25 protein-coding genes are annotated in these 25,500 nt (G+C 69.2%); 2 read left to right on the plus strand and 23 right to left on the minus strand.

Annotation, left to right across the window (positions count from 1 at the left end; translation table 11 throughout):
• Window positions 1-9: 9 nt before the first annotated feature.
• The 9 genes from lpxB to ACYCO6_RS26220 form a co-directional block, all read right to left on the minus strand.
• Window positions 10-1,185: a lipid-A-disaccharide synthase gene (lpxB, locus tag ACYCO6_RS26180; RefSeq protein ID WP_459764757.1), complete on the minus strand. Its 1,176-nt coding sequence runs from the start codon at window positions 1,183-1,185 to the stop codon at window positions 10-12.
• A gap of 25 nt (window positions 1,186-1,210) precedes the next feature.
• Window positions 1,211-2,074 (minus strand): LpxI family protein, encoded by an 864-nt coding sequence (locus ACYCO6_RS26185; protein WP_459764759.1) that lies wholly within the window; start codon window positions 2,072-2,074, stop codon window positions 1,211-1,213.
• Window positions 2,075-2,086: 12 nt separating this feature from the next.
• Window positions 2,087-2,905 carry an acyl-ACP--UDP-N-acetylglucosamine O-acyltransferase gene (gene lpxA / locus ACYCO6_RS26190; protein ID WP_459764761.1) on the minus strand — a complete coding sequence of 273 codons (819 nt, stop codon included), beginning with the start codon at window positions 2,903-2,905 and terminating at the stop codon, window positions 2,087-2,089.
• Window positions 2,902-3,378 (minus strand): 3-hydroxyacyl-ACP dehydratase FabZ, encoded by a 477-nt coding sequence (gene fabZ, locus ACYCO6_RS26195; protein WP_459764763.1) that lies wholly within the window; start codon window positions 3,376-3,378, stop codon window positions 2,902-2,904. The genes lpxA and fabZ overlap by 4 nt, the downstream gene beginning before the upstream one ends.
• Window positions 3,379-3,538: 160 nt before the next feature.
• On the minus strand, window positions 3,539-4,600 hold the full coding sequence (gene lpxD / locus ACYCO6_RS26200; RefSeq protein ID WP_459764765.1) for a UDP-3-O-(3-hydroxymyristoyl)glucosamine N-acyltransferase: 1,062 nt from the start codon (window positions 4,598-4,600) through the stop codon (window positions 3,539-3,541).
• 50 nt (window positions 4,601-4,650) lie between these two features.
• On the minus strand, window positions 4,651-7,221 hold the full coding sequence (bamA, locus tag ACYCO6_RS26205) for an outer membrane protein assembly factor BamA (protein ID WP_459764767.1): 2,571 nt from the start codon (window positions 7,219-7,221) through the stop codon (window positions 4,651-4,653).
• Window positions 7,222-7,657: 436 nt separating this feature from the next.
• Window positions 7,658-8,812, minus strand: a complete 1,155-nt coding sequence (locus ACYCO6_RS26210) for a M50 family metallopeptidase (protein WP_459764769.1) — start codon at window positions 8,810-8,812, stop codon at window positions 7,658-7,660.
• A gap of 131 nt (window positions 8,813-8,943) precedes the next feature.
• Entirely contained in the window at window positions 8,944-10,527 is a 1,584-nt protein-coding gene (locus tag ACYCO6_RS26215; RefSeq protein ID WP_459764771.1) for a DHA2 family efflux MFS transporter permease subunit, read from the minus strand.
• 8 nt (window positions 10,528-10,535) lie between these two features.
• Complete coding sequence (locus ACYCO6_RS26220; protein WP_459764773.1) at window positions 10,536-11,777, minus strand: HlyD family secretion protein; 1,242 nt, start codon at window positions 11,775-11,777, stop codon at window positions 10,536-10,538.
• Between the two features lie 140 nt (window positions 11,778-11,917).
• On the opposite strand from ACYCO6_RS26220, the gene ACYCO6_RS26225 reads away from it, so the two are divergent.
• On the plus strand, window positions 11,918-12,556 hold the full coding sequence (locus tag ACYCO6_RS26225) for a TetR/AcrR family transcriptional regulator (protein ID WP_459764775.1): 639 nt from the start codon (window positions 11,918-11,920) through the stop codon (window positions 12,554-12,556).
• A gap of 155 nt (window positions 12,557-12,711) precedes the next feature.
• Here the strand turns inward: ACYCO6_RS26225 and dxr are convergent, their stop codons facing one another.
• From dxr to ACYCO6_RS26295, 14 genes are all read right to left on the minus strand, one after another.
• On the minus strand, window positions 12,712-13,890 hold the full coding sequence (dxr, locus tag ACYCO6_RS26230) for a 1-deoxy-D-xylulose-5-phosphate reductoisomerase (RefSeq protein WP_459764777.1): 1,179 nt from the start codon (window positions 13,888-13,890) through the stop codon (window positions 12,712-12,714).
• A 19-nt stretch (window positions 13,891-13,909) separates the two neighbouring features.
• On the minus strand, window positions 13,910-14,767 hold the full coding sequence (locus ACYCO6_RS26235; protein ID WP_459764779.1) for a phosphatidate cytidylyltransferase: 858 nt from the start codon (window positions 14,765-14,767) through the stop codon (window positions 13,910-13,912).
• A gap of 20 nt (window positions 14,768-14,787) precedes the next feature.
• Entirely contained in the window at window positions 14,788-15,351 is a 564-nt protein-coding gene (gene frr, locus ACYCO6_RS26240) for a ribosome recycling factor (protein ID WP_459764781.1), read from the minus strand.
• Between the two features lie 125 nt (window positions 15,352-15,476).
• Window positions 15,477-16,199, minus strand: a complete 723-nt coding sequence (gene pyrH / locus ACYCO6_RS26245; RefSeq protein WP_459764783.1) for a UMP kinase — start codon at window positions 16,197-16,199, stop codon at window positions 15,477-15,479.
• Window positions 16,200-16,406: 207 nt separating this feature from the next.
• The gene (locus ACYCO6_RS26250; protein ID WP_459764785.1) at window positions 16,407-16,553 is read right to left on the minus strand and encodes a hypothetical protein; all 147 of its coding nucleotides are present in this window, start codon (window positions 16,551-16,553) and stop codon (window positions 16,407-16,409) included.
• Between the two features lie 111 nt (window positions 16,554-16,664).
• Entirely contained in the window at window positions 16,665-17,591 is a 927-nt protein-coding gene (gene tsf / locus ACYCO6_RS26255; RefSeq protein ID WP_459764787.1) for a translation elongation factor Ts, read from the minus strand.
• Window positions 17,592-17,709: 118 nt separating this feature from the next.
• Window positions 17,710-18,777 (minus strand): 30S ribosomal protein S2, encoded by a 1,068-nt coding sequence (locus tag ACYCO6_RS26260; RefSeq protein WP_459764789.1) that lies wholly within the window; start codon window positions 18,775-18,777, stop codon window positions 17,710-17,712.
• A 178-nt stretch (window positions 18,778-18,955) separates the two neighbouring features.
• Window positions 18,956-19,696: a pseudouridine synthase gene (locus ACYCO6_RS26265; protein WP_459764791.1), complete on the minus strand. Its 741-nt coding sequence runs from the start codon at window positions 19,694-19,696 to the stop codon at window positions 18,956-18,958.
• A gap of 19 nt (window positions 19,697-19,715) precedes the next feature.
• The gene (locus ACYCO6_RS26270; protein WP_459764793.1) at window positions 19,716-20,621 is read right to left on the minus strand and encodes a class I SAM-dependent methyltransferase; all 906 of its coding nucleotides are present in this window, start codon (window positions 20,619-20,621) and stop codon (window positions 19,716-19,718) included.
• 151 nt (window positions 20,622-20,772) lie between these two features.
• Window positions 20,773-21,744 (minus strand): GTPase Era, encoded by a 972-nt coding sequence (gene era, locus ACYCO6_RS26275; RefSeq protein WP_459764795.1) that lies wholly within the window; start codon window positions 21,742-21,744, stop codon window positions 20,773-20,775.
• Window positions 21,741-22,520: a ribonuclease III gene (rnc, locus tag ACYCO6_RS26280; protein WP_459764797.1), complete on the minus strand. Its 780-nt coding sequence runs from the start codon at window positions 22,518-22,520 to the stop codon at window positions 21,741-21,743. Before rnc ends, era begins: the two co-directional genes overlap by 4 nt.
• The gene (gene lepB, locus ACYCO6_RS26285; RefSeq protein ID WP_459764799.1) at window positions 22,517-23,302 is read right to left on the minus strand and encodes a signal peptidase I; all 786 of its coding nucleotides are present in this window, start codon (window positions 23,300-23,302) and stop codon (window positions 22,517-22,519) included. The genes rnc and lepB overlap by 4 nt, the downstream gene beginning before the upstream one ends.
• A gap of 156 nt (window positions 23,303-23,458) precedes the next feature.
• A complete protein-coding gene (gene acpS / locus ACYCO6_RS26290; RefSeq protein WP_459764801.1) occupies window positions 23,459-23,893 on the minus strand; it encodes a holo-ACP synthase in 435 nt (144 codons plus the stop codon).
• Window positions 23,890-24,639, minus strand: coding sequence for a pyridoxine 5'-phosphate synthase (locus ACYCO6_RS26295; protein WP_459764803.1), 750 nt, complete (start codon window positions 24,637-24,639; stop codon window positions 23,890-23,892). The genes acpS and ACYCO6_RS26295 overlap by 4 nt, the downstream gene beginning before the upstream one ends.
• 410 nt (window positions 24,640-25,049) lie before the next feature.
• On the opposite strand from ACYCO6_RS26295, the gene rpsF reads away from it, so the two are divergent.
• On the plus strand, window positions 25,050-25,499 hold the full coding sequence (gene rpsF, locus ACYCO6_RS26300; protein WP_459764805.1) for a 30S ribosomal protein S6: 450 nt from the start codon (window positions 25,050-25,052) through the stop codon (window positions 25,497-25,499).
• Window position 25,500 lies beyond the last annotated feature (1 nt).

The following is a 25,500-nucleotide window of genomic DNA, read 5'->3' on the forward strand; positions in this document are numbered from 1 at the left end:
ACCGCGCGATCATCCCTGCGAAGCAGCGCTCCGGCTCGAGGCCGCCTGCAGCACGACCCGCGCCGCGGCCCGACTCGGCGTATCGTCGCCCGTGAGCCGCATGAGGCCGTCGATCGCGCCGAGCGCGGCAAGCTGCGCGTCGCGCTCCGCCCCCCCCGCCAGCAGGGGCAGCAGGATCCCCGAGAGACGCTCGGGCGTACAATCGGCCTGGACGAGTTCCGGCATCGCGTTCTGCCCGAGGATCAGGTTCGGCAGCACGATGCTCGGGACCTGGATGAGCCGGCGGGCGATGAACTCCTCCGCGCGCGAGACCTTGTAGGCGACGGCCATCGGCACGCCGGCGAGTGCCAGTTCCAACGTTACCGTGCCGGAAGCCGCGAGCGCCGCGCGGGCGTTGCGGAAGGCCGCGTATTTCGGCGCCTCGCCGGTGACGATCCGCACCGGGACGGACCAATCCAGCGCCAGGTGCTCGATCAGGGCCCGGTGGCGGGTGACCGCCGGCAGCACCACCTCGACCGGCAGCGTGCGGCCCACGCGTTCCAGCGCCTGTCCGAAGACGGGCATCAGCCGCTCGATCTCGGAGCGGCGGGACCCGGGCAGGACCACGAGATTGTACGGGCTTGCGTTCCGGCGCCGGAGTTCCGGAGCAGCCGGGCGCAGCTCCGCGAGCCGCTCGATCAGCGGATGCCCGACATAGGTGCAGGGCGGCCCCCCGAGCCGGCGATGGGCGTCGGGCTCGAAAGGCAGGAGCGCCAGCACATGGTCGATGAAGGGACGCATGCCCTTGGCACGCCAGGGGCGCCACGCCCACACGCTCGGCGAGACATAGTCGATGATGGGGATGCCCGGTGCCGCCTTCCGCACGCGGCGCGCCACCGCGTGCGTGAAGCCGGGACTGTCGATGATCACCAGCACGTCCGGCCGGGCGCGCACCACCGCCTCGACCGTCTCGCGGATACGCCGCAGGAGCGTCCGGGCCCGGGCGAGCACCGGCAGGTAGCCCATCACCGCCACGTCATCGAGGGGGAACAGGGAGGTGAGCCCCTCCTCCGCCATGGCCTCGCCGCCGACGCCGCCGAAGGTCGCGTCCGGTGCGTCCGGCCGGAGCGCACGCATCAGCTTGGCGCCGAGCTGGTCGCCGGAATCCTCGCCGGCCACGAGCCAGATGGATCGGGGTCGCGTCATCGCCTCGGCCCGCGTGGCCCGGTGGTCATGGCGCGCGCCCGTAACCGACCACGAACAGGCCGAGCCGATCGGCTTCGGCGGCTGTGGCGGCGCGGTCGATGACCAGGGTCCCGCCAGCCTCCAGCGCGAGGCCCGCGCAGCCGGCCCGTGCCGCGGCCTGGACTGTCCGCGGGCCAACCGCCGGCATGTCAATGCGCCGGTCCTGGCCGACCTTGGGCGCCTTCACCAGCACGGTTGCAGGCAGCGCCCTGCCCCAACCGAACGGCCTGCGCCCGAGGGCGCGTGCCCGGGACAGCATCCGGTCGGTCCCCTCCGGTCCCTCGACGGCGAGCACCCGGTCGCCCGAGACTGCCACCGCCTGGCCGAGATCATAGGGCGACAGTGCGGCCAGGACTCCGCGCCCTGTCCGGATCGACGCGGCGGCCTCCGCATCCGGCACCCGGCTCCCGAGGGGGCCTTCCGGGCAGAGCAGGTCCGGCGCGGCCTCGTGGACGCCGAGGATCCGGTGCCCCTCCTCCTCGACGAGCGCCAGAGCGGCGCGCAGGAGGCGGTCGTCGCCTCCGCCCGCTATGATGCGCAGGGCTTCGCGGTTGCGCAGGGCGGCGCCGGCATTGAGAATCGCGGCCGGGCTGGGCCGGGCCACCCCGCCGGCCGGCACCACCACGGCCGGCCCCCAGCGGCGCAGCAGTTTGAGGGTGGCGGCGAGGTCGAGCAGGTCGACGGTGGCGTCGGCGCTGGCGCGCAGGGCCCGCCCCGTGAAGCCGCGCAGCGCGATCAGCCGGAATGGCCGGCGTGCCCGGCGCAGGGATTCGGCGACGAGTTCGGGCAGGCGCCCGGCGCCGGCGATCAGAACGAGAGCCCCCTCGGGCGTCGGATCGGCCTCGGCCATCGCCTGAAACGATCAGGCGGCACTGATCGGGGTCGGAACCTCGCGCGGCGTGCAGATCGAGCGCTTGCCGCCGACGCGGATGAACTCGAGGATCTCCCGCACGGCCGCGTGGGACTCGAAGGTCGCGGCCACATCCTCCACCCGCTCCATCAGCGTCCCTTCGGGAGCGAAGAGCAGGCGGTAGGCCCGCCGCAGGGCGTGGATGTCCTCGCGGGCGAAGCCGCGGCGCTGCAGGCCGATAATGTTGAGACCCGAGAGGGTGGCGCGGTTGCCCAGCACCATGCCGTAGGGGATGCAGTCGTTCTCCAGGCCCGACAGGCCGCCCACGAAAGCGTGTGCCCCGACCCGGGCGAACTGGATCACTGCGGCGCCGCCGCCGAGGATCGCGTAGTCGCCCACCGAACAATGCCCGGCCAGCATCACGTTGTTCGAGAAGATCACGTGCGCGCCGACCCGGCAATCATGGCCGACGTGGGAGTTGGCCAGGAAGGTGCAGTGGTCGCCCACCACGGTCTCGAGACCGCCACCGCTGGTCCCAGGATTCATGGTGACGCCCTCGCGGATCAGGCAATCGGCGCCGATCGTGAGGGTCGAGGCTTCGCCGCGGTATTTCAGGTCCTGCGGCTGGTGCCCGATCGACGCGAACGGGAAGATCCGCGTGCGGGGGCCGATCGTGGTGCGCCCCGCCAGCACGACGTGGCTGATGAGCTCGCATTCCCGGTCCAGCACCACTTCGGGACCGATATGGCAGAACGGACCGATCCGCACCCCGTCGCCGATCTCGGCGCCTGGCTCGATCACCGCGCTCGGATGGATGAGAGGGCCGCTCACTCCGTCACCAGCATCGCGCCGATCTCGGCCTCGGCGACCAGCGTCCCGTCGACCCGGGCCTCTCCGCGGAACCACCACATGGTGCGGCGCTGGTTCATCTTCTTCATGTGGAAGCGCACCTGGTCCCCGGGGGTGACGGGCTTGCGGAACTTGCACTTGTCGATGGTCATGAAGAACACCTGCTTGGTGCGCAGCTCGTCCGTCCTGATGTGACGGCAGCAGATCGCGCCGGCTGTCTGCGCCATGCCCTCGATCAGGAGCACGCCGGGGAAGACCGGCAGGCCCGGAAAGTGCCCCATGAATTGCGGCTCGTTGGCCGTGACGTTCTTGATACCGATACAGGATTCGTCGCCGTCGATCTCGATGATGCGGTCCACCATCAGGAACGGGTAGCGGTGCGGCAGCAACTCCAGCAGCGTCTGGATATCGGCTGTGCCCAGCTCGCCGCCGGTCTCGCGCGCCGCCTCACTCATCAGATCCCGCACCTCGACTTGCCGCCCGCGGCGGCTTGGCTTCCGACCGCCGACGGCGGACAGATCGCCCTCTTCGGAAGAAATCGGGGCAAGCGCAAGGCCTTGCCGACGTGCAGCCGCTGGCGCCCGCCGGCACGAGCCGGATCGCCTGGCTGGCTGCTCAGGTGTCGTCGCCGCCGTCGCCCTTGCCCGAGCGCTCGGCCAGGCGTGCCAGCGTCGTCAGCTCACGAAACCACGCACGCACGGGTTTGGCAGGCGTCCCGCCCCAGCGGCTGCCCGGCGGCACGTCGCGATTGACGTTGGATGAGCCAGCGATCTGCGAGCCACGGCCGATCCGCAGGTGACCGACCACGCCGACCTGGCCGCCGAGGACCACGTAGTCCTCCAAGGTGGTCGACCCCGAGATGCCGACGCCCGACACGATCACGCAGTGACGCCCGATCACCACGTTGTGGGCGATCTGCACGAGGTTATCGATCTTGGTGCCCTCACCGATGACCGTGTCGCGCGAGGCGCCTCGGTCGATCGTGGTGTTGGCGCCGATCTCGACATCGTCCTGGACGATCACCCGGCCGATCTGCGGCACCTTGAGGTGGGTGGCGCCCATCGCGAAGCCGAAACCGTCCTGCCCGAGCCGGGCACCCGGGTGGAGGATCACGCGGTTACCCAGAAGCGCGTGGCTGAGCGTCGTGCCTGCCCCGATCGCGCAGTCACGGCCGATCCGCACACCCGGCCCGATCACAGCATTGGGACCGATGACGGTTCCGGCGCCGATCTCCGCGCCGGGGCCGATCACCGCGCCGGGATCGACCGTGACCCCCTCCTCCAGCCGGGCTTCCGGATGGACATGGCCCCCCGGCGCAATCCCGCGCGCCGCGAATTGCGATCCCGGACGCAGGGCATCGGGATGCAGGCGCCCGAGCAGCGTCGCATAAGCGCGGTACGGATCGCGGCTGACGAGGCACACGGTTTCGGCGGGACAGCGCGCTGCGAAGCGCGGTGAGACCAGGCAGGCACCCGCCCGCGTCACGGCGAGTGCGTCGCCGTACCGGGCATTGTCCATGTAGGCGAGGTGCTCCGGGCCGGCGCTCTCGAGAGAAGCGGCTCCTGTGAGCCGACAATCCGGATCCACGCCCTCCGGGAGGGTCGCGCCGGCGGCCGCCGCGATCTCGGCCAGGGTGAGCCCGGCGGTAGCGGCGGTGAAGAAAACGGGATCTGACATGCGCGACAACGCGCCGACCGGGACAATCCGGCCGGCGCGCGAGAATTTTATCAGAAGCGCGAGCCGCCGGAGAAGCGGAACGCCTGGGTCTGATCCTTGCCGACGTGGCCGACCTTGCCGAGCAGCGGGACGTAGACCGGGATACCTTCGTCCTTCGTCAGCGCGTAGGCGTAGTCGAACCGGATCGGTCCGAGCGGCGAGTTCCACAGGATGGAGGCGCCGACCGACGACCGGATCGTGGCAGTGTCGCGCACGTTCACGCATTCCGGCTCGACGCCGATCGTGAACGCGTTGAAGTTGCAGCGTCCGGTCACCGGCGATGTGCCGTTGATGAAGCTGTCGCCATTCACGTCGAAGGCACGCCGGCTGTGGTAGCCGAACAGCGTACCGGCATCGGCGAACAGCGCGCCCTTCAGACCCAGATCACGCGGCACGCCGGGCAGCGGGAACTGCACTTCCAGGGTGCCGCCGATATAGGTCGAGCCGCCGATCGCGTTCGAGCGGGCGTCGGCGATGCCGACGTCGCGCGGGCCGATGCCGTTCGGCGCGAAGCCGCGGACCAGCGACGGACCGAGGAAGAACTCGTCCGTCACGCGCAGGGGCTTCCCATCGATCGGCTCGATGTGGCCGCCCTGGAACCGGACGAAGCCGACGACGTCCTCGAAGATCTCCTTGTAATACCGCGCATCGGCGGTGACGCGGAAGAACTTGGAGTCGCCGCCCAGGCCGGCGACGTCGGGCTTGAGCTCGGCGTAGAGGCCGTTCCGCGGGGCGCCGATCACGTCGAGGGTCGAGTAGGCGAGCGTCAGGCCCGCCAGCGACGTGAGCGTGTTGCCCTGCGAACCCTTGATGGCGATCGAAGCCTCGCCGTCATAGGCGCAGTTCGGATAGAGCGCCTGGCCGCCGATATCGCGGCCCGTGTTCGGGTCGATCGTGCCCGCCGCATAGCGGGCGGTGTAGCCGGGGATCGGCACCGAACAGTCGTTGTACGGCCGCTTGAGGGTGTTCGGCACCTTCAGCTCGGTGTTGTACAGCGAGTAGCGCAGGGTGATGCCGAACTCCTCGGTGATCGGCAGACCCAGGCGAAGCTGGCCGCCGTAGACCGTGGTCTCGTAGCGCGAGTACCGGGTCAGGTCGGAGTACTTGTAGAAGGCGTCGAAGCCCGCCGCGAGGCGGTAGCCGAGGAAGTACGGCTCGGTGAACGAGAAATCGACACCGCGCGAGTACTGGCCGCCCGTACCGGCGAGGCGGACATACTGGCCGCGACCGAGGAAGTTCGACTCGGAGACCGAGACCTCGCCGATGATGCCGTCCTGGGTGGAGTAGCCGCCCGCCACCGAGAACGAACCCGTGGGCTGATCCTCGACGTCGATGTTGATGACCACGCGGTCGGGCGCAGAGCCCGGCTCGTTGGAGAACCGGACCTTCTTGAAGAAGCCGAGGCCGTTCAGGCGCCGCTCGGCGCGGTCGGTCAGCACGCGGTTGTAGGCGTCGCCCTCGGCGATATCGAGCTCGCGGCGGATGACGTAGTCGCGGGTACGGGTGTTGCCGCGGATGTTGATCCGCTCGACGTAGACGTGGGGGCCGTCCTCGACCACGAAGCCGAGAGACACCTGATGGCTCGCCGGGTCGCGCTGACCGGTCGGGCGAACCTGCGCAAAGGGATAACCGGCGCGGTTCACTTCCCGGGTGACGTTGTTGAGCGTCCTCTCGACATCATCGGCATTGTAGACGTCGCCCACGGAGGCGGCGATGTCCCCATCGAGCTTGGCGGTATCAAGGCCAGGCAGACGCGAGTCCACCGAAACCGCACCGACCTTGTACTGCTCGCCCTCGTTCACCGTGATGGTGATGACGTAGCCCGAGGTCTCGCCCTCGACGTAGCGCGCATCGGCGCTGACCACCTGGAAGTCGGCGTAGCCGTTCTTCAGGTAGTAGCGGCGCACTTGGTCAAGGTCGTTGGTGATGCGATCGGGATCGTAGACGTCCGAGGTCTTGATGAACGACAGGAAGTTCATCTCCGAGGAGCTCATCAGCCCCTTCAGGGTGCGGTCCGAGTAGGCGTTGTTGCCGACGAAGTTGATCGAGATGATGCCGGTCTTATCGCCCTCGTCGATCTGGTAGATCACGTCGACGCGGCCGTTGGGCAGGTCGACCGTGCGGTAGGTCACCTTGGCGGTGCCGCGGCCAAAGCGCTTGTAGACGTCGCGAATGCGCGCGAGATCGGCGTTGATGACCGCCTCGCTGTAGGGACCCCGGGCCTTGGCCTCGACCACGCTCTCAAGGGTGGCCTTCTCGATCTTCTTGTTGCCCTCGAAGACCACGCGGTTGATCAGGTTGTTCTCGCGCACGGTCACCACCGTGCGGCCGCCGGACTGAGCGACCCGCACGTCCGAGAACATGCCGCTGGCGAGCAGGTTTCGGCGAGCCTCCTCGGCGGAGCCGGACGCCGTGCCGGTCACGTAGGACCGGATGGTGTCGGCATCGACGCGCTGGTTGCCCTGGACGACGATCTGCTGCGCCTGAGCGGCTCCGCTCAGGACAACGCCAAGACCCGCAGTGACTAGGACGATGGTTTTCCGCACCGACTTACGTCGGGGCTTCCCCGTCAACGACATCATGCAATCGCCCGTTTCTGTTCTGGTCGCGGGGGTTAGCCCGTCACAGGCGACCGTTGATCGGTCGTCCCGTCACCTGGTCCAAGCGTGGCTTCGGTCCAAGCGTAGCTCTTAGCGGGATTCCCCTGCCAAGCAAACGCGCGGGAGGCCATCGTCAGGGGATTTTGGGGGGTCGTGGCCTTCGCGCCACTTAACGGTGCGCTCAGCCTGCGGGCAAACCACAGATCGTGGTGAATGAGGCGTAAAGGCCTGTTCGGGCGGCCTTTTTCTAGACCGCGACCGATCCCGTTAAGGCATTCTTAGCCGCGTTTCCGAGCGCGGAATTGGCGTCCGGCGGGCGGGATCGCGGCAGGAATGAGGCATCCTTTCCGGTGGAGACCGGACAGGATGCCCGGCAGACAGTGGGAGCGGCCGATCCGCGCTCCGCAACCCCACCGGATCAGGTGTTCCGCCAGGACGCGCCGAGGTTGAGGATGTCGTTCCAGGCGGCGAACAGCATCAGCATGAGGACCAGGGCGAGGCCGATCCGGAAGCCGATCTCCTGGGCGCGCTCGCTGAGCGGGCGGCCACGCACCACCTCGAAGGCGTAGAAGAGCAGGTGGCCGCCATCGAGCAGCGGCACGGGGAAGAGGTTCAGAAGGCCGATCGACACCGAGAGCAGCGCGATCAGACCGACGAGGCCGCCGACGCCGCCGGTCTTGGCCACTTCGCCCGAGACCCGTGCGATGCCGATCGGGCCCGAGAGCTGGTCGGCGGATTCGCGGCCGGTGACGAGCTTGCCGAGATACGAGAAGGTCCGCTCGACGACGAAGTAGGTCTCGTGCACCCCGAGATTCAGGGAGTCGAGCGCGCCGTAGCGCACGAGCTTGGCCTCCGAGCCCGCGGGGGAGCGGATGCCGAGGCGGCCGATCCGGTGGCGGCCGAAGGGCGTCTTCTCCTCGAAGATCGCCGGCGTCGCCTTGATGGTGATCGGGTGGTCGTCGCGCTCAACCGTGAAGGTCAGCGGCGTCCCGGCGCTGCCCGTCACCGTGCGGTACATGGCGTTGAAGTCGCCGATCTTCTCGCCATCGATGGCGGTGATGACGTCGCCCGGCTGGAACCCGGCCTGCGCGGCGACGCTCCCGGGCTCCACCGAGGAGACCCGGGCGGGCAGTTCGTAGCGGCCGCCGAGCCAGATCGCGCCCGCGAACAGCAGGATCGCCAGGATGAAATTCGCCACCGGCCCGGCCGCGACGATGGCGGCGCGCTTGCCGACAGGCTGGGTTGGGAAGCTGATCGCCCGCTCGTGCGGGCTCATCCGGGCGATCGTCTCGGGATCCGGCATGCTGGCGCCGTTGGCGTCGCCGTGGAACTTCACGTAGCCGCCGAGCGGGATGGCGCAGAGCTTCCAGCGGGTGCCGCGGCGATCGTTGAAGCCGAACAGTTCCGGTCCGAAGCCGAGCGAGAAGGCGTGCACGCCGACGCCGCACCAGCGCCCGACCAGGAAGTGGCCCATTTCATGCACGAAAACCACGACGGTGAGCACGAACAGGAACGGGATCACGGCGCCGAAGAAACCGCCGGCGGTGCCGCCCATCGCGTTGAGGAAGTCCATAAGCCGATCCCTGGCCGTCTCGCGCCGGCATCTCGGGCCAGCCATCAAATCAGTCTAGCAGATCGGTGCGGCCGACCGCCAACGCAATCCTGCGCGGTCTTGCGGATGGCCGCAGGCGGAGACCGGCGCTGTCAGTGCGCGTCGCCGCCGGCTGCCCCGCGCGGGCGCCGGACGAGGGGCACCGCGCAGGCCATCGCCAGGAACAGCACGGTGAGGGCGAGGAATACGTCCTCGAAGGCCATCACCAGACCCTGGATCCGCACCGTGTTGGTCATGGCCTTGAGCGCCATGCCGGGCGCGGCGCTGCCGTAGGCGCCGAAGCCGCGCTGCATGGTGTCGAGACGCTCCAGGGCGGCCGTACTAGCCCATGTGAAGCGCTCGTGCAGCCGGGCGAGGTGGAGGTCCCACCGGTCGTTCAGCAGCGTGTTGATCAGCGCCAGGCCGACCGCGCCGCCGAGGTTGCGGGTGAGATTGTAGAGGCCGGAGGCATTCTTCATTCGAGCCGGCGGCAGCGTGCCGAGGGCGATGTTGTTGATCGGGATCATGCACAGCATCAGCGAACAGCCGCGCAGCACCTGGGGCAGCAGCAGCTCCCAGAAGTCCCAATCCTTGGTGAGACCGGTCACGATCCAGGTGCCGCAGGCGAAGCCCGTGAAACCGATCCCCATCATGATGCGCGGGTCGACCTTGCCGGAGAACCGGCCGGCGATCGGGGCCGTGACGAACATGCACAGACCGGAGACGAACATCGTCTCGCCGATCATCAGCGCCGAGTAGCCGCGCACCCGGGCGAGATAGACGGGGTAGATGTAGGTCAACCCGTAGAGGCCGATCCCCAGCACGAAGCTCGCGACGCAGCCGCTGGCGAAGTTGCGGTCCGAGAAGGCGCGCAGGTCGACGATCGGCTGCTTGGCCGTGAAGACCCGCCAGAAGAACAGCAGCGCCGAGATCCCGCAGATCATCGCGCAGGCGAAGACCGCCTCGTCCTGCAGCCAATCGTGGTTCGGCCCCTCCTCCAGCACGTATTCGAGGCAGCCGAGGAAGCCCGCCATGAAGACGAGGCCCGCCCAGTCGAAGGATTGCAGGAGGCCGTAGTTCGGCTTGTCGAAATCGACCAGCATCCAGGTCGAGACCGTCACGAAGATGCCCGGCACGACGTTGATCAGGAACAGCCAGTGCCAGGACATCAGGTCGGTGAGATAGCCACCGACCGTGGGGCCGATGGTCGGCGCGAGCGTCGCCACCAGGCCGATCATCGGCGAGACGATGGTCCGCTTCGAGGGCGGGAAGATCGTGAAGGCCGCCGCGAACACGGTCGGGATCATGCCGCCGCCGATGAAGCCCTGGAGCGCCCGCCAGACGATCATCTCGCCGATCGACGAGCAGGTCGCACACATCAGGCTCATGGCGGTGAAGCCGCCGGCCGAGATCGCGAACATCCAGCGCGTCGAGAGCACCCGGGACAGGGTGCCGGAGAGCGGAATCGAGATGACCTCGGCGATGAGATAGCTGGTCTGGACCCAGGGGATCTCGTCGCCCGAGGCCGAGAGGCCGGCCTGGATCTCGTTCAGGGAGGCCGAGACGATCTGGATGTCCAGGATCGCCATGAACATCCCAAAGACCATGCAGATGAACGCCACCATGCGGCGGCGGTCGAGCGGCGGCTCGGCGGCGCGGGTCGGTGCGGCCGCGGACAGGGCGGCGGTGGCGGCCATGGCCGGTCTCAGCGGCTCGCGGTCGCGACCGGCCGCGCGCCGGCGGCGTGGTCGAGGACGGACCGGTCCGTGCCGGTGCGGGTATCGACTCGCACCACCGCCGACAGGCCCGGCCGCAGCAGACCCTCGCGGGCGACATCCTCGGGCACGCGCACCCGCACCGGCAGCCGCTGGACGATCTTGGTGAAGTTGCCCGTCGCGTTGTCGGGGGGCAGCAGGCTGAACACCGAGCCGGAGGCCGGGGAGAACGATTCCACGACGGCGTGGATCTCGCGGTCCGGATAGGCATCGACCGTCACGGTCACCGGCTGGCCGGGGCGCATGCGCTGGACTTGCGTCTCCTTGAAGTTCGCGTCGATCCGCACGCTCTGCAGCGGCACGAGGGCGGCCACACGGGTCCCGGGAGAGACATAGGCACCGGCCTCGACGGCCTTGTTGCCCACGACACCGTCGAACGGGGCGCGGATCACCGTGAAATCGAGGTCGCGGCGGGCCCGGTCGACGGCGGTGCGGAGCTCCGCCGCCAGGCTCTCGGCCTCGCGCTTCTGCGCCTGGAGGACGTCGACATTGGCCCGGGCCGCGATAAGGCCGGCCTCCATGGCCTTGACGGAAGCCTCGGTCCGGTCCCGGTCGGCGCGGGTCTGATCGATACGCGACTTGGCGACGTAATCCGCCTGCATCTGCATCGACCGGTTGAAATCCGCCTGAGCGCGCACGGCATCCGCACGGCTCGCATCGAGCTGCGCGGCAGCCTGGGCGACCTGGGCCTGCGCCGCCTCTGTCTGACGGCCGATCCGCGCGATGGTGCTCTCCTGAGTGGCGAGCTTATCCTGCGCGGCCTGCAGGGCGAGCCGGTAATCGCCGTCGTCGAGCTTCGCGATCACGTCGCCCTTCTTCACCGAGAGGCCGTTCACCACGGGCACCGAGTCGAGATAGCCGGACACCTTGGCGGCAAGGACCGAAATGTCGGCCTGCACGTAGGCATCGTCTGTCGATACGAAGAAGCGCCCGACAGTCCACCACTGCCAGCCCTCGTAGGCGCCGCCGCCGAGCGCCGCCGCCAAGAAGATGAGCAGCACAGCCCGCCTGACCGGCCGCTTGCGGGCCGGAGCGGCCCCTGCTTCCGGCGCTGTGCTCGCCGACGGTGCAGGCGTCGCGGCGGGTGCACGCGGCGTCGTGCTCTCGGCCCGCTCTTCGTCGGACGGCTCAAGCACCGGATTCGGCCGATCGGCGTCCTCGCGAAGGGACATCTCAGCGCCTCAAACTTCGAATGACCGAACCGTTCGGTCAAAATCGCGGCCTGCCTTGACGCGTCCGCGACTAGGCCTCAGGTTATGTTGACCGAACGGTTCGGTCAAGCGTGGCGGCGTCAGGGACGCGGAGCGGGACTATGGCACAGGGTGCGGTGCTGGAGCGGGGCCAAGCCCAGCACGACGGCGACAAGCGGCGCCAGATCCTCGACGGGGCACGGACCGTCTTCCTGTCGGCCGGCTTCGATGGGGCGAGCATGGGTGAGATCGCCCGCGCGGCGGGGGTCTCCAAAGGGACGCTTTATGTCTATTTCGAGAACAAAGAGGATCTGTTCGAGGCGCTGATCATCCAGGAGAAGTCGAGCCTCGCCGAGGCGCTCTTCACCCTCGACGCCGAGGATCCGAACGTTCCGGGCGTGCTGATGCGATTGGGCACGAGCTTCCTCACCGAGATGTGCCGGCCGGAGCACGTATCGGTGGTCCGGATGGTGATTGGCGCCTGCGAGAAGTTCCCGCGGTTCGGGCAGGCCTTTTACGAGGCCGGGCCGGCCTGCGGCGTTGAGCGCCTGTCCGGCTATCTCGATGCGCAGGTCGAAGCCGGCCGGCTGCGGATCGCCGATACCGAACTCGCCGCCCGGCACTTCCTGCATCTCTGCCAAGCCGGCCTGCTCACCCGCCTGCTGTTCGGGGCCGGTGGCATCGCCAGCGAGACCGGGATGCGCCATCAGGTCGATGAGGCGGTGCGGGTGTTCCTCGCCGGCTACGGCCCGGAGCGCTGAAGGGCGGCTTCAACAGGGCGGCGCAACGCTCTCCCCGTCTTTGCGCGCGGAGCCAAACACCCCGGCAGCGCCACGCTCACCGTTGACGCGTTGCCCTGGCCTGCTTCGCTCCGCTGGCCATGACAAAGGGTCGCCGACACGGTTGCAGCAGACAGTCAGCCGGCGGCGCGCAGCTCCGGCAGAGCCTCGGCGCTCCAGACCCGGACATGGGCGTCGATGGCAAGCGCCTCATCGACGTCGGCCGGTGCGATCCGGTACTCGGCGGCGAAGTGCGTGCAGGCGCGCTCGACCAGATCGCTGATCCCGTAGAAGCCGATCCGGCCGGCGATGAAGGCCGCGACCGCGATCTCGTTGGCCGCGTTCATCACGGTCGGCGCCGCGCCGCCCGCAGCAAGCGCCGCCCGGGCGATCCGCAGACACGGAAAGCGTTCCTCGTCCGCGGCCTCGAAGGTCAGGCCGCCGAGCTTCACGAGATCGAGGGGCCGACCCCGCTCGATGGTGAGCCGGTCGCCAAGGCCGAGACAATGCGAGATTGGCACGCGCATGTCGGGCAGCGCCAGCTCGGCCGTCACGGCCCCGTCGAGCCAGTAGACCATGCCGTGTATCACCGATTGCGGATGCACGACGACATCCAGGCGCTCCGGCTCGATGCCGAACAAGTGGTGCGCCTCGATCAGTTCGAGGCCCTTGTTCATCAGGCTGGCCGAATCGATGTTGATCTTCATGCCCATCGACCAGGTCGGGTGGGCCGCCGCCTCGGCGGCGGAGGCGGCGGCGATCCGCTCGCGGGCCCAGGTACGGAACGGACCGCCCGAGGCCGTGATCATCATGGTGCGGACGTCGGCGAGCGGCCGACCGGCGAGCGCCTGGCTGAGCGCGTCGTGCTCGGAATCCATCGGCAGGATCGTGGCGCCGTAGCGCGCAGCGTCGCGCATGAAGGCGTCGCCGGCACAGACAAGGCTCTCCTTGTTGGCGAGCGCGACCTTGCGCCCGAGGCGGAGCGCGGCATGGGTCGATTTCAGCCCGGCCGCACCGCTCACCGCCGCGACAACGATGTCGGCATCCCGCGCGGCGGCCTCCATGACGGCCCCCTCCCCGGCCCCATTGGGGATGCCCGAGCCCGACAGGGCCTCGGACAGTGCCGGACCGGCGGATTCGTCGGCCAATGCCGCGAAGGAAGCGTTCAGCGCGCGTGCAACCTTCGCGAGGGCAACGGGATCCTTGCCGCCCACCAGAGCGCCGACGCGGAAGCGGTCGGAATGCTGGGCAAGCAGATCAGCAGTGGAACGGCCGATCGAGCCGGTGGCGCCAAAGACGGTGACGATCTGGGTCACGGGTTCAACTCCCTCATCGTCACGTGATCAGAGCGCTGCCGCGCAGGGCGAGATAGAGCGCCGCCAACACGGCGACCGCAAAAAATCCGTCGAGCCGGTCCATGACACCGCCATGGCCCGGGATGACCTTGCCCGAATCCTTCACGCCGTAGCGGCGCTTGAGACCGGACTCGATCAGGTCGCCCGCCTGGCTCAGGACGGAGGCCAGGGCGCTCACGCCTGCCACGACCGGCAGGGATGCGGCGCTCGGCAGGGTCATACCGGCGAGATCGGCCACGACCGGGACCAGGGTCCCGGCTGCGACCGCACCGATCAGGCCGCCGAGCGCGCCGGACCAAGTCTTGTTGGGCGAGACCCGGGGCATCAGCTTCGGGCCCCCGATCTTCCGGCCTGCGAAATACGCTGCGATGTCGGTGGACCAGACCACCGCGAACATCCAGGCCGGGCCGACGAGGCCGATAGCGGGATCGTCGCGCAGGGCCACCGGCACCGCAGTGATCGCCGCCGCGCCGAGGACGCCGACGAAGGCACGGAGCCGACCGCGACCGGTCCGTGCCACCGTCGCGCAGGCCGCGGCACCCAGCAGCAGAACCGCGATACAGGCCGGCGCCGGGGCGCCGCCGCGTTGGCAGAGCAGAAGGGCGCCGAGGGTCGCCGCGCCGAGCGCGATCAGCACCTCACGCGGCTCGGTGCGGCTCATCACCATCCATTCGGCGAATCCGATAATGCCGGCAGCCAGCCAGATCCCCGCGAAGGGCCAGCCGCCATAGACGAGCGCGGCCAGCACGCCACCCCCGAGCACGAGGCCCGAGGCGACGCGAAGCCACAGCTCGCGCCGCCCTGAGGGACGCGCGGCCGGTGCGGCGGCGGAAGTCACGCGCGTCTCAGCCGTCAGCCTCAGACCTGCATGATCTCCTTCTCCTTGGAGGCCAGCACGCCGTCGATCTCGGCGATGGCCTGGTCGGTCGCTTTCTGCACGTCGGCGGCCTGGCGCTTCTCGTCATCCTCGGAGATGGCGCTGTCCTTCAGGAGCTTCTTGAGGTGATCGAGGCCGTCCCGGCGGACATGGCGCACCGCGACGCGGGCCTCCTCCGTGTACTTGTGGGCGACCTTGACCATCTCCTTGCGACGCTGCTCGTTCATCTCGGGGATGCGGAGCCGGATGGTCTGCCCCTCAGTCTGCGGGTTGAGGCCGAGATCGGATTCACGGATCGCCTTCTCGACGGCCGTGACCATGCTGCGGTCCCAGACCGAGATCGACAGCAGCCGCGGCTCCGGCACGCTGACGGTGGCGACCTGGGCCATGGGCATCATCGAGCCGTAGGCATCGACCTGGATCGGGTCGAGCAGCGACGGCGTAGCGCGCCCCGTACGCAGCGACCCGAGGTCCTTCGAGAGCGAGGCGACGGCGCCCTGCATCCGGCGCTTGATGTCGTTGAGGTCGAATTCCGGTGTGGCCATGATGGTCGTCCCGACACGTCTGACGTTGTCTTGAGCCCGGCGCGGGCAGTCGCGGCCTCAATGGACGAATTTTTTCAGGGCCGCAAACCGTCACGATGCCGTCGCGGCCCAGGCCGGAGCCTCCGTCAGGGCGCCACGAGGGTCGAGGGCGCCTCGCCCGACAGGATCGCGGCGATCGAGCTCGGCGGGTGGAGTGAGCCGACCACGATCGACAGACGGCTCTCGCGGGCCAGTGCGAAAGCGGCCGTATCCATCACCTTGAGATCGCGGGCGATGGCCTCGTCGTGGGTGATGCGATCGTAGCGCGTGGCCCCCGGGTCCTTCTTGGGGTCGGCGGAGTAGACGCCGTCGACCTGGGTCGCCTTGAGGACCGCATCGCAGCGCAACTCGGCGGCGCGCAGGACGGCGGCCGTGTCGGTGGTGAAGAACGGGTTGCCGGTGCCCCCGGCGAGGACGACGACCTGTCCCTTGTTCAGGTGGTGGAGGGCCGGCTGGCGGGCGTAGGTCTCGCAGATGGTCGGCATCGACACCGCCGACATGGTGCGGGCCTGGACCCCGGCCGCATTGAGGGCGGTCTCGATGGCCAGGGAGTTCATCACCGTGGCCATCATGCCGAGCGAATCCCCGGTGGCACGGTCGATCCAGCCCGCTGCCGAGATCCGCGCCCCGCGGATCATGTTGCCGCCGCCCACCACGATGGCGATCTCCGCGCCCGCCTCGATCGTGCGCGCGATATCCTCGGCGAGCCCGGCCAGGGTCGGGGGATGCAGCCAATAGCCGTCCGGTGCGGCCAGAGCCTCACCCGACAACTTGAGCAATATCCGGCGAAACGGCGTCGTTTCCGGCATCTCGATCCCCGGCTCCATCCCGCGTCGCACCAACCGGGAGGCTTCTACGTCAGGCGCGGGAGCTCCGTCGAGGGGTTCGAGCCGATCCGGCGGGAAGCATCGGTCGAATCACAACCACCGGGCAAGTGGCGTGCGGCCGGCTTCAAGGCGGGCGCGTCCGGATCGATGCGGCCCCGGCACGATCCGCGGTCGTGCCGGGGCCGGGCTTCAGCTTCCCGCCAAGACGCCAACGGCGCCGCGGACGGTCATGACGAGACCGGACGCGAAGACGCCGATCATCAGGTAGGAGAAGGGTTTCAAAGCCATGGCGGGAAGGTAGAGCACCCCTGTGAGACGCGGTGTGCGCCGCAACACGAACCAAGCTCGATCGGTCGTCCGGCACGGAAAACAAGAAGCCCCGCCCGGCTCGCGCCGAACGGGGCTCGTCATGCCCGGCCCGCAGGAACGAGCCGGTTTTCATCGGGTTCAGGCGCGGCCGGCCTGCTGGGCGACCTCGGTGGCGAAGTCCGGCCCCTCTTCCTTCTCGATGCCCTCGCCGAGGGCGTAGCGGATGAAGCCCGTGAGGGTCACGGGACCGCCGACCTTGGAGGAGGCCTCCTTGAGGACCTGGCCGACCGTCTTCGAGCCGTCGTGCACGAAAGGCTGCTCCAGGAGGGTGACCTCCTTGTAGTAGCTCTTCAGGCCGCTCTCGATGATCTTCGCGAGCACGTGGTCGGGCTTGCCGGCGTTCTTCTCGCGCAGGATGTTCGACTCGCGCTCCACGGTGGCGGCGTCGACGCCCGAGGCGTCGAGCGCCACCGGGTTCGTCGCGGCGACGTGCATGGCGATCTGGCGGCCGAGGGCCGAGAGCGCCTCGACGTCACCCTCGGACTCGAGGGCCACGAGCACGCCGATCTTGCCGAGGCCCTCGGAGATCTGGTTGTGCACGTAGGAGGCGATCACGCCCTTCTTGACCTCGAGCTTCGCGACGCGCCGCAGGTTCATGTTCTCGCCGATGGTGGCGATCAGGTTCTGCAGCTTATCGGACACGGTCTCGGTGGCGCCCGGGAAATGGGCGGCCTGGAGGCCCTCCAGAGTGCCGTCGGTGTTCAGCGCGATCTTGGCGGCCTCGCGGGCGAAGGCCTGGAAGGCGTCGTTGCGGGCGACGAAGTCGGTCTCGGAGTTCACCTCGACGATCGCGGCGTGATGGCCAGCCGATTCCACGGCGACGAGGCCCTCGGCGGCGACGCGGCCGGCCTTCTTGGCGGCCTTGGCGAGACCCTTCTTGCGCAGCCAGTCGACGGCAGCCTCGATGTCGCCCTGGGTCTCGTTGAGCGCGCCCTTGCAATCCATCATGCCGGCGCCGGTCTTCTCCCGGAGCTCCTTCACCATCGCGGCGGTGATGTTGGCCATGGCGGTCCCTTTCGTGTGGTCTGGATGAGAGAGGCCCGGCACGCGGGTGAGCGGCCGGGCCCGGTATGCCTGGAACCGCGACGCCCCGATGACGGTGGCGCCGCGACGTCCCGGTAACTTACACCGCCGCGGCGGCCTCGACGAAGCCGCGGGCCTGCGAGACCCACGAGTCGCGGTCGATACGGCCGTTGAGCTTCAGGTCGGCATCGACCTTGGCGACGTCCTCGGGCGTCATCGCGGCGATCTGCCAGTAATGGTAGATGCCGGCGTCGTTGAGCTTCTGCACGATCTGCGGGCCGGCGCCGTTGAGCTTGGTCAGGTCGTCCGGCGCGCCGCGCGGGGCGGCGAGCAGCTCGAAATGCTCGGTCGACTCGGCGAGCATCGCCACGTCGGCCGGGTCGAGGGCGTCGGACTCGACCGAGACGGCCGCATCGTCGTTGGCCGGCAGCTCCTCGGCCATCGGCTCCTCGGAGGCGCCGAGATCCAGGCCCGACGCGCCCTGGGCGCGCGAGATGCCGTCGATGGCGGCCTTGGCGATCAGGTCGCAGTAGAGCGCGATGGCGCGGCCGGCGTCGTCGTTGGCCGGGACGATGTAGCTGATGCCGTCCGGGTTGCAGTTGGTGTCGACGATGGCAGCCACCGGGATGCCGAGGCGGTTCGCCTCCTTGATCGCCAGCTGCTCCTTGTTGGTGTCGATCACGAACAGCAGGTCGGGGACACCGCCCATGTCCTTGATGCCGCCGAGCGCCTTCTCGAGCTTCTCCTTCTCACGGGAGAGCATCAGGCGCTCCTTCTTGGTCAAGCCCGGGCCGCCGGTCTCCAGCGTCTCGGTGACCTTCCGCAGGCGCGCGATCGAGCCCGAGATGGTCTTCCAGTTGGTGAGCATGCCGCCCAGCCAGCGGGAATTGACGTAGTACTGGGCCGAGCGCTTGGCCGCCTCGGCGATCGTGTCGGCCGCCTGGCGCTTGGTGCCGACGAACAGCACGCGGCCGCCCTTGGCGACGGTGTCGCTCACCGCCTGCAGCGCCTGGTGCATCGCCGGCACGGTCTGGGCGAGGTCGATGATGTGGATGTTGTTGCGCGTGCCGAAGATGTACGGCTGCATCTTCGGGTTCCAGCGATGCGCCTGGTGACCGAAATGCGCGCCGGCCTCGAGGAGCTGACGCATAGAGAAATCGACGGCCATGTCTGTGTGCTCTCCGGTTATATCCGCCGCGGAGGGATGCGGCCGACCGAGAGTTCGGACGACCACCGGAAACGCCTCATTCAGGCATGAGGCCGGCTCCGCGTGTGGGATGGGCGGGCGCTTAGCAGAGTGTTGGGCCCGAGGCAAGGAACCTCGGGAGCGCCGCGATCGGCCAGGCTCAGCCGCCCGCGAAGACAGCCGCCACGTCCGAGCCCGTCATGAGCCGGTAGGCGCCCGCCGCCAGACTCTCCGGCAGGTCGAGGCCGCCGACTCGGTCCCGGTGTAGAGCGGTGACGTGATTGCCCACCGCCGCGAACATGCGGCGGACCTGATGGTAGCGCCCTTCCGTGAGCGTCACCGCGCAATGCGTCGCGTCGGCCACGTCGAGTTGCACCGGCAGGAGAGGACGGTCCTCGCCCTCCAGCATCAGTGTCCCTGACGCGAAGATCTCCGCCTCCCGGCCGGTCAGCGGCCGGTCGAGGGTGACCCGGTAGCGCTTCGCGACTTGGGCCTTCGGCGCGATGATCCGGTGCAGGAGCGCGCCGTCATCGGTGAGCAGCAGCAGCCCTGAGGTTTCCTTGTCGAGGCGGCCTACGGTGGAGAGGGGCGGCTCGCGCCGGCGCCAGCGCTCGGGCAGCAGCCCGTAGACCAGCGGACCTGCTTCCTTGTGGGAGCACGTGACCCCCAGCGGCTTGTGGAGCATCAGGCACAGGCCCGGCAGCGGATCGAGGGCCTCCCCGTCGATGGTCAGCCGGTCGGGAAGATCGGGAACGAGGGCGATCCGGTCGCCGGCATCGTCCAGTTCCGCACCGTCGAGGCGGATCGCCCCGGCGCGGGCGAGGCCCTGGATCTCGCGGCGTGAGCCGTAGCCGAGATTGGCCAGGAGCTTATCCAGGCGAACCGACTTCGTCGCACTCATGCGAGTCTCGCCCCCAGGCTCATCGGCGGGCCTCGTACACCCGAAAACCGTTCGCCTGCACCGTCACCGCGACGGTCCGGAACGCCACGCGCAACGGACCCTCATAGGGCAGGTGCGCGTTGGCGACGAGCCACAGCACGCCGCCGGGCCGCAGCACCTCGGCCGCCCGCGCGATGAAGGTCCGGCCGAGCGACTGGTCCTCCGCGCCACCCTCGTGGAAGGGCGGGTTGGTGACGACGAAATCGAGCTGGCTCGGGACCACGCCGGGCGTCCGCACATCGGCCCAGAGTACCGTCGCCCGCGGATCGGCGACGTTGCGGCGCGCCATCTCGACGGCGCGGCGATCGATCTCGATCAGCGTCATCGCGGCCACGGATTCCGAGGCCAGGACCGCGCGGGACAGGATCCCGAGGCCGCAGCCGAAATCGGCGCCACACCCCTTCAGCACCGGCAGGTTCGCCAGGAGCAGCGCCGTGCCGGGATCGAGCCGGTCCCAGGAGAAGATGCCGGGCTGCGTGCACAGGGCGAGGTTGTCGACATGACGGGGGCCGCCCTCATCGATCGCCTCGGCGATGCCAGAGGGTTCCGGAGGGCGCTCGGCCGTGCAGATCCGATGATGGCGACGCGGCCGGTCAGCGGCAGCACAGCCAAAGGTGATCAATTCCTTTGCCAGCCGCGTACCGCCCCGATCCTTGGGGGCCAGCGCGATCATCCGGCCGCCGGTCCCCAGCGCTCGGAGCATCTGGGCGAGCACGTAGCGCCGCTCAAGCGTCCCGGCCGGCGCGTACACGGTGGCAGCGTCGAGGCTGCCCTCGGACAGGTCCTCCAGCCGGACGGCACCGGGGATGAGAGGGGAAACCTGGACGGCATCGACGGGAACCTCGGCAAGGTCGCCCGGCGGCAAGCCGTAAACGGCGTGGCGCATGAACGGTTCGGGATCTGGAGAGCCGGCTCCGGAACGCGAATCCGCTGCGGAGCGGGGAGAGCCGCGCCCGACTCGGATCATCCGGAGGGAACGCCGCGCGTTATACCGGAATGGCTCCAGATGCCCAGCCCGCCGGGCGCAGCTCGCTTGGTCAGCCCCGCGGGAATTCGAGACCCATCTCGCGATAGCGGGCCGGGTCGTCGGCCCAGTTCTCCCGCACCTTCACGTGCAGGAACAGGTGGACCTTGGCGTCTGCCGCCTCGGCGATCTCCACCCGGGCCGCCTGACCGATCGCCTTGATGGTCTGGCCGCCCTTGCCGAGGACGATGGAGCGCTGGCTCTCCCGCTCGACGAAGATGGTCTGCTCGATCCGCACCGAACCGTCGGAGCGGACCTGCCACTGGTCGGTCTCCACGGTGGAGCGGTAGGGCAGTTCCTCGTGGAGCCGGTCGTAGATCTTCTCCCGGGTGATCTCGGCCGCGAGGAGGCGCAGCGGCGCGTCCGAGACCTGATCCTCCGGATAGAGCCACGGACCGGCGGGCATCCGGGCGGCGAGCGCCCGCCGCAGGTCGTCCACGCCGTCGCCGTTGAGCGCCGAGATCATGAAGGTTTCGGCGAAGGGCGCGGCGGCATTGAGCTTCGCGGCGAGGTCGAGCAGACGCTCGCGCGGGATGAGGTCGATCTTGTTGAGGATCAGCAGCTTCTCGCGCTTCACCTCGCCGAGCCGCCCGAGCACCGCCTCCACTTCCGCGTCGACCCCCTTGCGCGCGTCGACCAGCAGGCAGACGGCGTCGGCATCCGCGGCCCCGCTCCAGGCCGAATGCACCATCGCCCGGTCGAGGCGGCGCTTGGGCGCGAAGATGCCGGGCGTGTCGACCAGAATGACCTGCGCCGAGCCCTCGATGAAGATCCCGCGGACCAGCGCCCGGGTCGTCTGCACTTTGCGGGAGACGATGGAGACCTTGGTCCCGACCAAGCTGTTCAGGAGGGTCGACTTGCCCGCATTGGGCACGCCGATCAGCGCGACGAAGCCCGCCCGGGCATCTGCGGGCGTGCCCGGGAGGGCGGAAACCTCGTCCCCAGGCCCCGGAATCGGGGAGTCGTCCTGATCGTTCGCGTTCATGCTTTCTCCGTCGACCCCGCTTCCGGCAGGCCCCCGATCCCCTCCCGCTCCAAGAGCGCCTGCGCCGCCGCCTGCTCGGCGACCCGCTTCGACGTGCCTTCGCCGAGGCCGGGCTCAAGACCCTCGACCCGCACGGCGATGCGGAAGCGTGGCGCGTGATCGGGGCCGGTGCGCTCCACCACCGCGTAGGTGGGGATCGGCAGACTCCGCCCCATCGCCCATTCCTGCAAGGCTGATTTGGCATCGCGGCCCCGCGCGGCCGCCGTCGGCTCGGTGGGCCGGAAATGCGTCTCGACCACCGCTCGCGCGGCGTCGAATCCGGCATCGAGGTAGATCGCGCCCAGGATCGCCTCGCAGACATCGGCGAGGATCGTCTGGTTGCGCCGCCCGCCGCCCATGACCTCGCCCTGGCCGAGGATCAGGTGCGGACCGACCTCCCAGGAGGCGGCCACCGTCGCGCAGGTCTCACGCCGGACGAGCGCGGCGAGCCGGCGCGAGAGGTCACCCTCGTCCGCGTCGGGAAAGGTGGCATAGAGCCGGTCCGCCACCGCGAGCCCGAGCACGCGGTCGCCGAGGAATTCCAGGCGCTGGTAGCTGCCGCCCCGGCCGCTGGCCTTGCTGGTATGGGTCAGGGCCCGGGTCAGCAGGTCCTGGTCGGTGAAGCGGTGGCCGATCCGTTCCTCCAGCGCACCGAGCGGCGGGCGCGGTTTGTGGGCGCGCCGAGCCCGCGCGGAGGAGCGGGGTTGCGGGGCCTCGTCCAAGTCCGACCCGGTCAATGGATCGTCGAGAACAGGCGCGACCAGCGAACATGGGCCGGCCAGTTCCACACCTGCCACGCCGGGGTGCCCTCATCGATGGAGAAGAAGATCATCTCGGCGCGCCCGACGAGGTTGGCGAAGGGCACGTAGCCGACGTTGGCGAGGTCGCGCGAATCCGTGGAGTTGTCGCGGTTGTCGCCCATCATGAAGAAGTGACCGGGCGGGACCGTGTACAGCTCGGTCTTGTCCCAGAAGCCGTTGTCGCCGTCGCGCTCGACCACCCGATGGACCACGCCGTTGGGCAGCGTCTCAAGGTACTGAGGTACCTTGGTGGCCTGGCCGTAGGGATCGGTGGTCTCGTAATCGGCGATGCGCTCGCGCTTGACCGGCTTGCCGTTGATGTTCAGCACGCCGTCGATCATCTGGATCTTGTCGCCCGGCAGGCCGATCACGCGCTTAATGTAGTCGGTCGAGTTGTCCTTGGGCAGCTTGAACACCGCGATGTCGCCGCGCTTCGGCTCGGCTCCCCACACTCGCCCATCCGCCTGGATCGGAATATATTCCGAGAGCGGCAGCGAGTATTTCGAGTAGCCGTAAGAGTACTTCGATACGAACAGGTAGTCGCCGATCAGCAGGGTCGGCACCAGCGAGCCCGAGGGGATGTTGAACGGCTGGAACAGCAGCGTCCGCACCACCAGAGCGATGAGGAGCGCCTGGATGCCGACTTTCAGGGTCTCGCGGATGCTGGCCCAGGTGCCGGTCTCGGCGGGTTTCCTGAGCGGCTTGCCGTCGTAATCCACGCGCGCGTTCCGTCTTCGGTTGGGGTTGCGTCGCCTGCCGCCAGCGGGGCGCGGCGTGATATGCGGTTGTCCCGAGGAATGCGCCGCAATCGTGTCCGCTGTGAGCGGCGGGTCTAGACCAAGCGCGAGCCCCCCGCAACGCGCGACACCGGCCGGCTAATCCGCCGCCTCAGATCCATCGCGTCCTGCGCCCGCGGAAGGCCGCGCCTCGATGACCACGAAGGCCTGGGCCATCGGCGGATCGTCGGTGAGGCTCACATGGAGGTGCGCCTCGTGCCCCGGGGGCAGCATCGCGGCGAGCCGCTCGGCCGCGCCGCCGCCGAGGCGCAGGGTCGGCTGGCCGGAGGGCAGGTTCACCACCTCCATGTCGCGCCAGAACACGCCGCCGCTGAAGCCGGTGCCCAGCGCCTTCGCGCAGGCCTCCTTGGCGGCGAAGCGCCGGGCGTAGCCCTCCGCACGGGCGGCACGCCGGTCGCAGCGCGCCCGCTCTCCGTCCGTGAACACTCGGTGGGTGAAGCGATCGCCGTGGCGCTCCAGCGTCCGGGCGATCCGGCGAATGTCACAGAGGTCCGATCCGATGCCGATGATCATGCGCGTCGCGCGCGGTCCATCGCCGCGCGCATGTCCCGAACCGCCTGGGGGAGCCCGACGAAGATCGCCTCGGCGATCAGCGCGTGGCCGATATTGAGTTCGCGGATCTGCGGCAGCGCCGCCACCGGCCCGACGCTGTCCACCGTCAGGCCGTGCCCCGCGTGGATCTCCAGGCCCAGCCCCGCCCCGTGTGCGGCGGCGCGCTCGATGCGCGCCATCTCGCGGGCGGCGCGCGCGGCATCGCCCGCGAGAACGGCCTCACAATAGCTGCCGGTGTGCAGTTCGATCACGGGAGCACCGAGGGCGCACGCGGCCTCCATGACGGCCGGCTCCGGCTCCACGAACAGCGAGACGCGGATGTTGGCTTCCGCGAGGGCGCGGATGCGCGGTGCGAGGTGATCGCGGCCTCCGACGATGTCGAGCCCGCCTTCCGTCGTACGCTCCTCGCGCTTCTCCGGCACTAGGCAGGCAGCATGGGGCCGCGTGGCGAGGGCGATCGCCACCATCTCGTCGGTAGCCGCCATCTCGAAATTGAGCGGCACGGTGAGCGCACGCTTCAGCGCCGCCATATCGGCGTCCCGGATATGGCGCCGATCCTCGCGCAGATGGGCGGTGATGCCGTCCGCGCCGGCCTGCACGGCGAGCAGCGCTGCCCGCACCGGATCCGGGTAGGGTCCCCCCCGCGCATTGCGGACGGTGGCCACATGGTCGATGTTGACGCCGAGGCGCAGCTTTTCGGAGGTCATCCGCTCGTTCGTCCCCGTGTCGGCGCGATCCGACAAGACTGCGGGTAGGGTCCGGAGCGCGTCACGCCGGCGCTCCGTGGCTGCGATATGCTGGCGTTTGGTCCCTCCGACAAGACGGCCGGTCCGCACACGGCGCCTTCGGCGGCCCGCTCCTCAGACTTGCCAGCTCCCGAAAAACCGACTATGCGCCGCCCCTCGCGTTCGCTCCGGCCGGGGGCTGAACGGACGGTGCCGCTCGCGGCACAGGGCTCTTCGCAGATCCCGTCGTCCCGTGTCTCCGCCTTCGATCAACCGCTCGGGCCTGCAAAAACGGCTCGAAGGGCTTGGCGCCGAGCGTCTCGCGAGATGAACCGGCCCGGATCAGCCGCCTCCCGGCGGCCGGGCTCCTTTTGACACTGAAAGGCCCGACAATGCCTCTCTACGAGCATGTGCTCTTGGCCCGCCAGGACGTGACGTCCCAGCAGGTCGAGACGATGATCGACACCTACAAGGGTGTGATCGAGCAGAACGGCGGCCGTCTCGAGAAGATCGAGATGTGGGGCGTGAAGTCCCTCGCCTACCGGATCAAGAAGAACCGCAAGGCGCATTTCGCGCTCCTCAACATCGACGCCCCGCCGGCCGCCATCGCCGAGATGGAGCGCCAGATGCAGATCTCCGAGGACGTTCTGCGCTTCATGACCGTCCGGGTCGACGAGCTCGATCCCGAGCCGTCCGCCATGATGCAGAAGCGCGACCGCGACGACCGCAAGGACCGCGAGCGCGGCCGTCGTCGCGACGATGAGGGCTTCGGCGGCGGCTTCGGCGGCGACCGTGGTGACCGCGGCGATCGCGGCGAGCGCAGCTTCGGCGGGGAGGGCTAAC

Source organism: Methylobacterium sp. CM6257, assembly GCF_054611515.1.

Excerpts from the sequence above, each read along its gene's own strand:
- ACYCO6_RS26185 (WP_459764759.1), bottom strand. The coding sequence starts at position 2,074 with ATGGCCGAGGCCGATCCGACGCCCGAGGGGGCTCTCGTTCTGATCGCC.
- rpsF (WP_459764805.1), top strand. The coding sequence starts at position 25,050 with ATGCCTCTCTACGAGCATGTGCTCTTGGCCCGCCAGGACGTGACGTCC.
- fabZ (WP_459764763.1), bottom strand. The coding sequence starts at position 3,378 with ATGAGTGAGGCGGCGCGCGAGACCGGCGGCGAGCTGGGCACAGCCGAT.
- ACYCO6_RS26215 (WP_459764771.1), bottom strand. The coding sequence starts at position 10,527 with ATGGCCGCCACCGCCGCCCTGTCCGCGGCCGCACCGACCCGCGCCGCC.
- ACYCO6_RS26220 (WP_459764773.1), bottom strand. The coding sequence starts at position 11,777 with ATGTCCCTTCGCGAGGACGCCGATCGGCCGAATCCGGTGCTTGAGCCG.
- bamA (WP_459764767.1), bottom strand. The coding sequence starts at position 7,221 with ATGATGTCGTTGACGGGGAAGCCCCGACGTAAGTCGGTGCGGAAAACC.
- ACYCO6_RS26295 (WP_459764803.1), bottom strand. The coding sequence starts at position 24,639 with ATGACCTCCGAAAAGCTGCGCCTCGGCGTCAACATCGACCATGTGGCC.
- ACYCO6_RS26265 (WP_459764791.1), bottom strand. The coding sequence starts at position 19,696 with ATGAGTGCGACGAAGTCGGTTCGCCTGGATAAGCTCCTGGCCAATCTC.
- lpxB (WP_459764757.1), bottom strand. The coding sequence starts at position 1,185 with ATGACGCGACCCCGATCCATCTGGCTCGTGGCCGGCGAGGATTCCGGC.
- lpxD (WP_459764765.1), bottom strand. The coding sequence starts at position 4,600 with ATGTCAGATCCCGTTTTCTTCACCGCCGCTACCGCCGGGCTCACCCTG.
- acpS (WP_459764801.1), bottom strand. The coding sequence starts at position 23,893 with ATGATCATCGGCATCGGATCGGACCTCTGTGACATTCGCCGGATCGCC.
- tsf (WP_459764787.1), bottom strand. The coding sequence starts at position 17,591 with ATGGCCAACATCACCGCCGCGATGGTGAAGGAGCTCCGGGAGAAGACC.
- frr (WP_459764781.1), bottom strand. The coding sequence starts at position 15,351 with ATGGCCACACCGGAATTCGACCTCAACGACATCAAGCGCCGGATGCAG.
- ACYCO6_RS26270 (WP_459764793.1), bottom strand. The coding sequence starts at position 20,621 with ATGCGCCACGCCGTTTACGGCTTGCCGCCGGGCGACCTTGCCGAGGTT.
- era (WP_459764795.1), bottom strand. The coding sequence starts at position 21,744 with ATGAACGCGAACGATCAGGACGACTCCCCGATTCCGGGGCCTGGGGAC.
- ACYCO6_RS26260 (WP_459764789.1), bottom strand. The coding sequence starts at position 18,777 with ATGGCCGTCGATTTCTCTATGCGTCAGCTCCTCGAGGCCGGCGCGCAT.
- ACYCO6_RS26210 (WP_459764769.1), bottom strand. The coding sequence starts at position 8,812 with ATGGACTTCCTCAACGCGATGGGCGGCACCGCCGGCGGTTTCTTCGGC.
- ACYCO6_RS26225 (WP_459764775.1), top strand. The coding sequence starts at position 11,918 with ATGGCACAGGGTGCGGTGCTGGAGCGGGGCCAAGCCCAGCACGACGGC.
- pyrH (WP_459764783.1), bottom strand. The coding sequence starts at position 16,199 with ATGCCGGAAACGACGCCGTTTCGCCGGATATTGCTCAAGTTGTCGGGT.